Annotated in this window: 13 protein-coding genes; 6 read left to right on the top strand and 7 right to left on the bottom strand. The window is 68.5% G+C overall.

The window, feature by feature from the left end:
- Positions 1-176: 176 nt before the first annotated feature.
- The 5 genes from QN358_RS14355 to QN358_RS14335 are packed head-to-tail and all read right to left on the bottom strand — an operon-like array spanning position 177 to position 4,369.
- The gene (locus tag QN358_RS14355; RefSeq protein ID WP_136640582.1) at positions 177-599 is read right to left on the bottom strand and encodes a hypothetical protein; all 423 of its coding nucleotides are present in this window, start codon (positions 597-599) and stop codon (positions 177-179) included.
- On the bottom strand, positions 596-754 hold the full coding sequence (locus QN358_RS14350; protein ID WP_161580321.1) for a hypothetical protein: 159 nt from the start codon (positions 752-754) through the stop codon (positions 596-598). The genes QN358_RS14355 and QN358_RS14350 overlap by 4 nt, the downstream gene beginning before the upstream one ends.
- Complete coding sequence (locus tag QN358_RS14345; RefSeq protein WP_136640583.1) at positions 751-1,977, bottom strand: cobalamin-independent methionine synthase II family protein; 1,227 nt, start codon at positions 1,975-1,977, stop codon at positions 751-753. Before QN358_RS14345 ends, QN358_RS14350 begins: the two co-directional genes overlap by 4 nt.
- Before the next feature lie 4 nt (positions 1,978-1,981).
- Positions 1,982-2,992 carry an NAD(P)-dependent oxidoreductase gene (locus QN358_RS14340; RefSeq protein WP_136640584.1) on the bottom strand — a complete coding sequence of 337 codons (1,011 nt, stop codon included), beginning with the start codon at positions 2,990-2,992 and terminating at the stop codon, positions 1,982-1,984.
- Positions 2,993-4,369 carry an O-acetylhomoserine aminocarboxypropyltransferase/cysteine synthase family protein gene (locus tag QN358_RS14335; protein WP_136640585.1) on the bottom strand — a complete coding sequence of 459 codons (1,377 nt, stop codon included), beginning with the start codon at positions 4,367-4,369 and terminating at the stop codon, positions 2,993-2,995.
- A gap of 117 nt (positions 4,370-4,486) precedes the next feature.
- Between QN358_RS14335 and QN358_RS14330 the strand changes: the two genes are divergently transcribed.
- On the top strand, positions 4,487-5,806 hold the full coding sequence (locus tag QN358_RS14330; protein WP_323512776.1) for an LLM class flavin-dependent oxidoreductase: 1,320 nt from the start codon (positions 4,487-4,489) through the stop codon (positions 5,804-5,806).
- A gap of 42 nt (positions 5,807-5,848) precedes the next feature.
- Here the strand turns inward: QN358_RS14330 and QN358_RS14325 are convergent, their stop codons facing one another.
- A complete protein-coding gene (locus tag QN358_RS14325) occupies positions 5,849-6,490 on the bottom strand; it encodes a DinB family protein (RefSeq protein ID WP_136640587.1) in 642 nt (213 codons plus the stop codon).
- A 173-nt stretch (positions 6,491-6,663) separates the two neighbouring features.
- Here QN358_RS14325 and QN358_RS14320 point away from each other — a divergent pair, with 173 nt between their 5' ends.
- From QN358_RS14320 to QN358_RS14305, 4 genes are all read left to right on the top strand, one after another.
- Positions 6,664-7,098, top strand: a complete 435-nt coding sequence (locus QN358_RS14320) for a hypothetical protein (protein WP_136640588.1) — start codon at positions 6,664-6,666, stop codon at positions 7,096-7,098.
- A gap of 106 nt (positions 7,099-7,204) precedes the next feature.
- Entirely contained in the window at positions 7,205-8,182 is a 978-nt protein-coding gene (locus QN358_RS14315) for a threo-3-hydroxy-L-aspartate ammonia-lyase (protein ID WP_136640589.1), read from the top strand.
- 32 nt (positions 8,183-8,214) lie between these two features.
- Entirely contained in the window at positions 8,215-8,601 is a 387-nt protein-coding gene (locus QN358_RS14310) for a VOC family protein (RefSeq protein WP_136640590.1), read from the top strand.
- A 29-nt stretch (positions 8,602-8,630) separates the two neighbouring features.
- Positions 8,631-9,635 (top strand): DUF4436 family protein, encoded by a 1,005-nt coding sequence (locus QN358_RS14305; protein ID WP_323512775.1) that lies wholly within the window; start codon positions 8,631-8,633, stop codon positions 9,633-9,635.
- A gap of 24 nt (positions 9,636-9,659) precedes the next feature.
- Here the strand turns inward: QN358_RS14305 and QN358_RS14300 are convergent, their stop codons facing one another.
- Positions 9,660-9,872 carry a hypothetical protein gene (locus tag QN358_RS14300; protein WP_136640592.1) on the bottom strand — a complete coding sequence of 71 codons (213 nt, stop codon included), beginning with the start codon at positions 9,870-9,872 and terminating at the stop codon, positions 9,660-9,662.
- Between the two features lie 128 nt (positions 9,873-10,000).
- On the opposite strand from QN358_RS14300, the gene QN358_RS14295 reads away from it, so the two are divergent.
- Positions 10,001-10,285 carry a GNAT family N-acetyltransferase gene (locus QN358_RS14295; RefSeq protein WP_136640593.1) on the top strand — a complete coding sequence of 95 codons (285 nt, stop codon included), beginning with the start codon at positions 10,001-10,003 and terminating at the stop codon, positions 10,283-10,285.
- The last annotated feature ends 75 nt before the right edge of the window (positions 10,286-10,360 follow it).

Here is a 10,360-nt window from a genome sequence, read left to right as displayed (position 1 = left end):
AGATGTGTATAAGAGACAGACCCCACCCCATTCCACTCGGCAAAGTTTGCGGGTCGCAGCCCCCGGCACCCGCAAACTCTGCCGAGTCGATGAGAGCGGGTAGGTGTGAGGGCCGCGTGGAGGCCGACAAACGGAAGGCGTGTGCCAAATCCGCGGTGCCCGTGCGGCGGGCGGGGTCAGGAGTCGGCGCAGAGGTGGGTGGTGATCCAGGTGCCGGCCTCGTGCGGGTGGAGGGTGCCTGAGCGGATGAGGGTGGCGAACTCGAGGGCGAGTTCGGTGAGCCGGCCGTCGGCGGAGGCTCCGGGGTCGCGCCGAAGGCGCACCGAGACCCAGCGGGTGGCGGTGGGGCCGACACGGGCGGTGGTGGCCACGATTCCGGCGAAGTGCCGCGCCTGGCCTGAGGTACCGTCATCGAGTTCTGGGCTGAAGCCGCGCCCGGGCATCCGGTTGCGGCCCGCTGCTGCTGCGGCCACGAACCAGAGGGGCCCCGCGGGAATGCCTGCCCCCTCCCGGCCGAACTCGACCAGGTAGCGCCGACCGGCGAAGCCGCCACTCGCCAGCCGATCGGCGGCGGCTGCGAGTTTTGTGCACGCTGTCACTGCAGGGCCGCCGCAGCCCATCCGCATGCCGACGGAGCTGCGGCCGGGCCGCGTTCTGCTTCGCCGTCGAATGACCAGCCGGCCGCTGACCGGCCCCAGGCCGGGCCACCCGCGGCAGGCGCGCGATGCGCGAGCGTTGTCACCGAGGTGCTCATTTCCAGAGGCGTGCCGACGCGATTTCGGCGCCGCGGGCGAGCGACTCGAGTTTGGCCCACGCGATGTGCGGGTGCACCCGGCCGCCGAGGCCGCAGTCGGTGGCGGCGACGACGCGCTCGCGCCCCACGACCGAGGCGAATCGTTCGATGCGGTCGGCGACGAGTTCGGGATGCTCGACCACGTTGGTTGCGTGGCCCACGATGCCGGGCACGATGAGTTTGCCCTCGGGCAGGGCCACGTCGTTCCAGACGCGCCATTCGTGCTCGTGGCGCGCGTTCGCGGCCTCGAACGAGTACGAACCTGCGTTGATCTCGAGCATCAGGTCGACGATGTGCCGCAGCTCGATGTCGGTGGTGTGCGGGCCGTGCCAGCTGCCCCAGCAGAGATGGAAGCGGATGCGGTCTTCGGGAAGCCCGCGGAGCGCGTGGTTCAGCGCCTCGACACGGATGCGGGTGAACGCCTGGTAGTCGGCGATCGACGGCTCGGGGTTGATCTGGTCCCAGTTCTCGGCGATCGAGGGGTCGTCGATTTGCAGCAGCAGGCCGGCGTCGATGATCGCCGTGTATTCCTCACGCAGAACGTCGGCCCATGCCCAGATGTGTTCTTCTTCGGTGGCGTAGAAGTTGTTCGCCACGCGCGAGCCGCTGCCGGGCGAGAGTGCGGTGATGAAGCCGTCGGGCTGGCCGGAGGCGGCGAGCCCCGCCCTCAGGTTCGCTATGTCGGAGGCGATGGCGTCGTACCCGGTGTAGACGAGCGGCCCGGTGGTCGAGGGGAAGGCTGTGGCGGTCTTTCCGGTCGAGATTCCGCTGGTGGGGTCGGTGTAGGCGTCGCGAAAGATGCTCCAGTCGCGGCGGTCGGGAAATGTGGTGAGCTGCACGTTTCCGGGCGTCGAGCGCACGGGTGCGGCCGAGAACGGGTCGTCGCCGGTGAGCGACAGCCCGCTGACGCGCTGGAACGAGTACGACCACCAGGCACCGTAGTCGACCGGGCTCGTCATGGCCTTGCCGAACTCGCCGTCTCCCGGCAGGGTGATGCCGATGGCCTGCTGGCGTTCGACGAGGTCGACCACGGCGTCGGTGAGCAACCGTTCGAATTCGGGGGTGTGCTGCAGGGTGAAGCCGTCGGCCGAGAGCTGGCGGGCGTCGTTCGCGGCGATGAGTTCGGGCGTGCGCGGCAGGCTGCCGGCGTGGCTGGTCTCGATGCGGTGAGTGTTCTCTGGCATGGGATCAGTCTTTCACCCTCGGTGTGGGTACGGTGGGTGCGGGGCGCGCGGCGGGGGCAGATGCGGCGGGTGCAGATGTGGTGGGTGCAGAGCGCAGGGTGCGCCCCGCGCGCCGTTCGAGCAGCTTGGCGGCCAACAGCTCGCCGTCGACGGCTCCGAATTCGTGCAGGGCATCGCGGTGCATCCGGCCGACCAGCGTCGACAGCTCGAACGGAACGCCCGCCCCGCCCGCCAGCTCCGCCACGGTGTCGAGTTCTTCGACGCACCGGTCGAGCCCGAACGAGGTGAGGTAGTCGCCCGCGAGCAGGTGGTCGAGGTGCCGGTCGATGAAGGCGCTGCCGCCGGCGCTCGCCGCGAGCGTGTCGCGCAGCGTCGCAAGGTCGAGCCCGAGCGCCTGCCCGAGCAGCAGCGCCTCGGTGACGGCCACGCTCTGCCCGAACCACAGCAGGTTCGCGAGCAGCTTCGCGGTGGGGCCCGCTGCGATGTCGTCTCCGAGGCTCCGGATGCCCGCCGCCCGGCCGATCGCCCCGCCGAGCACCTCGAGCACCGGTGCGGCGCGCTCCACAGCACCCGCAGCCCCGCTCACGAAGAAGGTCAGCCGCCCGGCCGCGGCAGCTTCGACCCCGCCGCCCATGGGCGCCGCGACACTCGCGATGCTGCGTTCGGCTGCCAGGGCCGCGAGGCGCGTTGCGACCCGAGGATCGGTGCTCGTCAGGTCGATCCAGCAGGTTTTGGGGGCCAAGTGGGCGAACGCGCGGCTCGCCGCGGCCTTGACCTCGGCCGGGCCGGGCAGCACGGTGACGAGAATGTCGCAACCGGCGGCGAGCTCGTCGGCGTTCGCTGCCCACGAGAGCGCAACCAGCTCGGCGGGCCGGCGACGTGAATCGTCGATGTCAAACCCCGAGACGACGAAGCCCGCGCGAGCGAGCCGCGCGGCGATGGGTAGGCCCATTCGCCCGAGGCCCAGAACGCCGACGCTCAGTGCCCCAGCACCAGCCGCGTGCCGCCCGGGCATCTACCGCGCGCCGACGATCTGGTCTGCTGAGGCCGTGCCGCGGGCACCCGGAGCCGAACGCAACACCGCGAACGCCAGCTCGAGGTCGGCGAGCAGGTCGGCTTCGTCTTCGATGCCCACCGAGAGGCGCACGAGCCCGGGCAGGATGCCCAGCTTCACCCGCTCGGCCTCGCTGAGGTGCGCGTGCGAGGTCGTGCCCGGGTGCAGCACCAGCGAACGCACGTCACCCATGTGCGACATGCGGCTGAACAGCTGCAGCGCGTCGATCACCGTGCGGGCGTCGTTCTGGCCGCCTTCGAGGGTGAATCCGAAGACCGAACCGGTGCCGCGCGGGTAGTACTTCACCGCGAGGTCGTGCGAGGGGTTCGAGGCGAGGCCCGGGTAGTCGACCGAGCTGACCTCGGGCTGTGCCTCGAGCCAGCGCGCAACCACGAGCGAGTTGCGGGAGTGCCGCTCGACCCGCAGCGAGAGCGTCTCGAGGCCCTGCTGCAGCAGGAAGGCGTTCAGCGGCGAGAGCACCGGCCCGAGGCGCCCGGCGATCACCGAGCGGGTGTACTCGAGGTAGGCGCGGTTGCCGAACTTCTCGACCAGTGTCGGGCTGCCGGGGCTGCCCGCGCCTCCGATGGGCGTGCTGAACTGGGGAAACTTCTCGGGGTAGCGCGCCCAGTCGAAGTTTCCGCCGTCGACCACCACGCCGGCGAGTGAGGCGCCGTGCCCGCTCAGAAACTTGCTCGCCGAGTGCACCACGATCGTGGCGCCGTGCTCGATGGGCCTGATCAGGTATGGTGTCGACGCCGTGCTGTCGATGATGAAGGGCAGGCCCTCTTGGCGGGCGAAGTCGGCGATCAGCCCGATGTCGATGAGGTCGTTCTTCGGGTTCGGAATGGTCTCGCCGTAGACCGCGCGGGTGTTCGGGCGCACGCGGCGCTTCCAGTCGTCGATGTCGTGCGGGTCGTCGACGAACTCCACCTCGATGCCGAACCGCTCGAAGTTCTCGCGGAACAGTGTCTTCGAACCCTCGTACAGGCTCGGTGTCGACAGAAAGTGGTCGCCCGACCGCAGAATGCCCAGCAGCGCCACGGTGATCGCGGCCTGCCCACTGGCCACGAGCAGCGAATCGACGCCGCGCTCGAGCGCAGTCAGCTTGGCTTCGACCGCCGTGTTCGTGGGGTTCGCGTAGCGCGAGTAGACCAGGCCGCCGTCGTTGCCGGCGAAGCGCTCGCGGGCGTGGTCGAACGAGTCGAAGAGAAAGCCCGCCGTGAGGTAGATGGGGGCGATGCGGGCGCCGAACTGGGCGTCGACCACCTCGCCGGCGTGCACCTGCTCGGTGGTGAAGCCGAAGTTGTCGTACCCGTAGGGCACCTGGTTGGTGGTCATAGCGCTTGCCTTCTGTCGATTGTGCAACGCTACGGTTCAGGCGTGGCGCCGCCAATGCCGCACTTCACACAGAGTCACATTTGAGCGGTTTCACGCCGGTGCGCAGACACTGGATGCATGGCTCACCTGCAACATTTCGGATGGTTCTTCGGCCGCGGTTTCGGCCCCCAGGGCTGGGGCAAGCCCGACCACGGCTGGAACTACCGCTGGCAGGAACCCGCCCTCTACCAGCAGTCGGTGCGGGAACTCGAGCAGGCAGGTCTTGACCTGCTCATCATCGAAGACGCCCTCTCGCTCGGCTCGCCCGAGACGCTCGACCTGCGCGTGCGCGCGGCCTATGGCGGCCCGAAGCACGACCCGCTGCTACTCGCGCCCTACCTCTTCGGTGCCACGTCGCAGATCGGCGTCGCTCCCACCGTGAACGCCGGCGCGTACCCGCCCTACCTCGCCGCCCGCCAGTTCGCCACGCTGCAGCACCTCAGCGGCAGCCGGTTCGGCGTGAATGTGGTCACCGATGTGAAGAGCGCCCGGCACTTCGGCCTGCCCGAACTCTCTCACGATGCCGCCTACGACCGGGCCGAGGAATGGCTGGGGTCACTGCGGGAACTCTGGCACAGCTGGCCCGACGGCGCTCTGGTGAACGACCCGGCCACGGGCCGTTTCGCCGACGGCACCCGGCTCGAGGCCCAGCACCACGAGGGCGAGTACTTCACGTTCGACGGGCCCCTGAACGCCCTGCCGTTCGACGCCGGCGACCCCATCATCGTCTCGCCCGGCGGCTCGGGTCGGGGGCTCGGCTTCGCCGGAGGCAACTCCGACGTGCAACTGGCGCTCGCACCCCTCGATGCGGCGAGTGTGCGGGCGTACCGCGCCAAGATCCACGATGCGGCGAGAGCCCGCGGGCGACGGCCCGGTGACATCAAGGTGCTGTTCGTGCTGACCCCGGAGATCGTCGGCAGCGAGGAGGAGGTCGACCGGGTGGTGGCGGCGTCGCAGCATCCGACCGACCTGGCGCTGAGGCACGTGCTGGCCGCCCAGTCGAGCGACCTCGAAACCGATCTCACGGTGCTCGACCTCGACCGGCCCATCGGCCCCGGCGTCTTCGGCGACCACGTGTCGCAAGGCACCATCAACAACCTCGTCGGCGCCGGGGGAGACCTCGCCACCGACACCCTGCGGCAGATCGCCTCGCGCAAGGCTCGCAAGGGGAGACTCGTCGACCGCGCCGGTTATGTCACGACGGCGTCACAGCTCGCCGACTTCATCGAAGAACTCGGTGAGACGACCGACAACGACGGATTCATCTTCAACGGCGACCTTCACCCTGTGACGGTGCACCGGATGCTCGACCAGCTGGTTCCCGAGTTGCGGGCCCGGGGCATCCTGCGTGACTCCTTCGGCAGCAGCACCCTGCGCGGCAACCTGTTCGACTTCTGACCCGTCGCGCGCGTCTCGCGCCTCTGCCGCCGCCCGACGGGTCTACCCGCGGGCTGCGCCGGCCTCCCGTGCCACCCGCTCGAGCTGGTCGCGGTACGTTGCCCACCACTCTGGGTCGCCGTCGGGCATGTTGTCGCTGTCTTCGCGGAGGCCCGTCTTCTCGTCGATGAGTTCGCGCACGATGTCGGCATGCCCGTCGTGGCGGTTCAGTTCGGCGATGACGTGCACGAGAATCTGGTGCAGGGTGACGTTCGCGCGGTCGCGTTCCCACCACGGCACGCGCCCCGTGGCATCGAGCGGCAGCGCGGCGATGGTCGCGTCGGCGTGCGCCCAGACCCGGCGGTACAGGTCGAGCATCCACTCGCGTGGCTCATCGGCTGTCGCCCACATGTCGGAGTTCACCGGGGCATCGTCGTGCCCCCACGGCAGGGGTTCGGCGAACGGGCGGCCGAACGTGTCGCCGAAGTACCCCGCCTCGATGAAGGCCATGTGCTTGACGAGCCCCAGCAGATTGGTGCCGGTGGCCACCAGCGGGCGGCGAACGTCGTACTCGGTGAGGCCGTCGAGCTTCCACAGCAGTGCCTCGCGGGCGCGCTGCAGGTAGCTCTGCAGGGTCTCCTTCTCGGCGGCTTCCCGTTTGCCCGACGTGCTCTCGGCCGGTTCGCGCCGTTCTGATTCGCTCATCCGCCCTACTGTGGCACTCGCCATCTCCGCCCGCAAGTACCGGGCTTTCGGATGCCCGAGCCTGAGCACTCGCTGGATTTTCGACGTTCGGCGTAAGCCAGGGCCCGCCCCTGCATCTCTCTTCTCGTAAGCATCCCGCCGCACAATCGCGGTGGGCAATCGATAGGAGAACCATGTCAAAATTCCGCAACCTCGCGGTCTTCTGCGCGCTCACCGGCGCGCTCATCGGTGGCACCGGCCTCGCTGCCCACGCTGCCGAAGACGGCTCGGGCATGCCCGACCAGACTCAAACCGACGACGGCACGGCCACCTCAGGCGGCGGCGGCGATGTAGGCGACGGCAGCGGCTCGGGCGGTTCGACCGGCGGCGGTGGCGGCTGGAGCGGGTCGAACGGCTGGGACATCGATGATGCGCTCGCGAACGGCGCCGTGCCGAAATCGATGGCGCCGTACTACACCGCGCTCGGCTATTACTCGGGCGTCTACTTCTACGGCCCCAGTGTGGGCGGGGTACTGCCGACGCAGGGCGACGTCGACATGTTCAACGCGGAGAAGGGCGGCGGCTGCGACTTCAACACCGACGGCAACGCGATCACCTGCCCGAACTGATCGTGCGTCGCTCCCTCGCCCCAGGCGCAGCCGGGGCGGGTGGGGGGCGCGGCGTGCGCACCCCGGGGGGAGACGGGCGCAGCGAGCCGGTTCGTATAGTGGGAGCATGCCCGAAGCCACCACCGCCCTGCTCACGTTCGACGACGTCGAGCAGGCGGCGGCGCGCATCCGGAGCTATGTGAATCACACGCCCGTGATGACCTCGCGCACGCTGAACGAGCTGACCGGGGCCGAGGTGTTCTTCAAGTGCGAGAACTTTCAGCGGGTGGGCGCGTTCAAGGCGCGCGGTGCATTCAACGCTCTGCTGCGGCTGGGCGACGACGAGCGCTCGAGGGGGGTCGTGGCGTTCTCGTCGGGCAACCACGCGCAGGCGGTGGCGCTCGCGGCGCGAACGCTCGGCATCGCTGCGACGATTGTGATGCCGCGAGACGCTCCGCCGGTGAAGAAGGCGGCCACACTCGGCTATGGGGCGACGGTTGTCGAGTACGACCGCTACACCGAGAACCGCGAAGAGGTTGCGGCCGGTTTTGTGCGGGGCGCCGGCATGACGCTGGTGCCGCCGTACGATCACGCCGACATCGCTGCGGGCCAGGGCACGGCGGCGCTCGAACTGTTCGACGAGGTCGGGGAGCTCGATGCCCTGTTCGTTCCGGTCGGCGGAGGAGGGCTGCTGGCGGGTTCTGCGCTCGCCGCGAGCGGGAGGAGCCCTCGCACCCGTGTGTACGGCGTCGAACCCGCGGCAGGTGACGACGCGCGGCAGTCGTTTCGAAGTGGCGCGATCGTGAGCATCCCGACGCCCGACACCATCGCCGACGGCGCGCAGACCCAGCGTATGGGAGAGGTCACGTTCGAGGTCATGCGGCGCCTGGTGACCGACATGCTCACCGCCGACGACCCCGCGCTGGTCGAGGCGATGGAGTTCTTCGCGTCGCGCATGAAACTGATTGTCGAGCCGACCGGATGCCTGGGGTTGGCCGCCGTGCTCGCCGCCGGTCGCGAACTGGCCGGGCAGCGCGTGGGCGTGATCGTGAGCGGCGGCAACGTCGACCTCGCCCGTTTCGCGGCGCTCATCTCCGCCCACTGATCAAGACCTGCTGAGTGCGCCATGCTGGAGCCATGCAGGTTCTCGCGCTCCACCACATCGCCGTCATCGCCAGCGACTACGAACGGTCGAAGGCGTTCTACGCCGACACCCTCGGCTTCGTGCTCGAGGCCGAATACTTTCGCGCCGAACGCGGCTCGTGGATGGGCAAACTCGCCCTGAACGGCACCTACATGCTCGAACTGTTCAGCTTTCCGGATGCTCCACCCCGGTCATCCGGCCCCGAAGCCCTCGGGCTCAGACACCTCGCCTTCGCCGTGGCCGACGTCGCGGCCGCTCGCGCCGAACTCGAGGCGAAGGGGTACGCCTGCGAGGAGCTCCGCCACGACCCGAACACCCTCAAGGCGATGGTGTTCTTTCGCGACCCCGACGGCCTGCCGCTCGAGCTCTACGAAGCCTGAGCTGCTGCCGCGGTCACTAGGCTCGATGCGTGAGCATCAACGACACTCAGGATTCGCCGCCACTCTCGCCGGTTCCGCCGACGCAGAAGGCCTTGGCGCTCTGGCGCCGCCGCTCTGCGCGGCTCGTCGCTGTGATCGCGGTGGTCGTCATCGTGTACGCGGTCGTCGTTACCCTCTACGCGGCGAGTGGGCGCATCGCGAACGACGCCGATGTGACGCCGAACCCCGGCGGCGTGACCGTGGTGCTCACGCCGAAGACCATCAACCCCCTCACCGAGACCATTTCGATGGAGTTGGAACTCACGCCCTCGACCGAGATCGAGGCAAACGACTCGATCACGCTCGACCAGGCCGTCACCTTGGTTCTCTCGCCGGTCTCGGGCTCGCAGACAATGCAATTCGCCAAAGACGCCATCCCCGGCACTCAGCCGGTGACGTCGTTCGCCCCCGGTGCCGTCGAGCAGTGGCCCATCGACACCTATCGTTCTGAGATCTTCATTCAGGCCTACGCCGAGAAGAACGGTGTGCTCGAGCCCATCGACACCAAAGTCATCTACAAGGGCTACATGCCTGGGTGGAGCTTGTCGGCCGACCGGGTCACCCACGGAGAGATGATTCAAACCGCCGAGGGGTTGAAGCCTGCGTACTTCGCCCAACTCACGGCCTCGCGCTCGGGCAGCACCTTCGCGTTCGGTTTTCTCTTACTTGCCCTCATGGTGGTGCTGCCCATCCTGCAGCTCTTCGTGGCAATCTCGGTCTTCAGGGGCTTTCGCAAAGTCGAGCCGTCGTTTCTGAGCTGGATGGGCGCCATGCTCTTCGCCATCATTCCGCTGCGCTCGTTTCTGCCGGGCGCGCCGCCGGTGGGCTCGTGGATCGACTTCGTCGTGGTGCTCTGGGTGATCGTGGCACTCATCAGCGGAATCGTCGTCTACGTGATCGCATGGATGCGCTGGGGAAGCCCGGCCGCGCCGATCATCGAACCGCCGCCAGCCACCACCCCAGCCCCCGCCCCAACCCACACGCCGCCGGGTTAGGCCTGCCGAGGGTCGTGTCTCACCTCACGCAGTGGCCGGCCGGTCGTTCTCTGTCAGACCATCCACGGGCTCCCCGAGGTCGACGGGGCGAATGGCCGCCGTACTCGTGCTGCGGTAGCTGACGATGAACGACTCCATCGCGCTCGGCTCGCTCAGCCGCGGATTGTGCAGAGGGTCGACATGGCACGCGGAGTGGTGCTTCAGGCTAGACCACGAGCTGTCTGAGACATGTTTCATTCGGTGTGCTCCCGGCGGTCGAATAATCGTGAACGAACGTGCCTGAGCAACGATTCTCCGGCCCGAAGAGAACAAGCGGTGCGCCAGCCGGGAGTTCTCACACGAACCCACAGACGTAGGCTGGAGTCATGGCCCGCGAATTCATCCACGACACCGATCGGCACCGCTACATGCTTCGCATCGACGGCGCACTCGTGAGCGCTGCCGACTACGTGCAGAACGGCGACTCCGTGTCGTTCAACCACACCTTCACCGACCCGAAACTGCGCGGTAAGGGGTACGCGAACGAGGTGGTCACCTTTGCGATCGACGACGTCGAGAAGAACACCGCGTACCGGGTGGTACCCATGTGCTGGTACGTCGGCCAGTGGTTCGACGAGCATCCGGAGCGGGCGTCGCTGCTCACTCGGTGAACAGACTGGGGCGCCGCACCAAGAGTGCGACGCCCCAGACCAGGCTGTACCTACGCGCTACGGCAGGCTGAGCGC

Origin of the sequence: Subtercola sp. RTI3 (assembly GCF_035018625.1) — a bacterium.
Classification (GTDB): domain Bacteria; phylum Actinomycetota; class Actinomycetes; order Actinomycetales; family Microbacteriaceae; genus Subtercola; species Subtercola vilae.
This window is presented reverse-complemented; position numbering and strand designations above follow the sequence as displayed.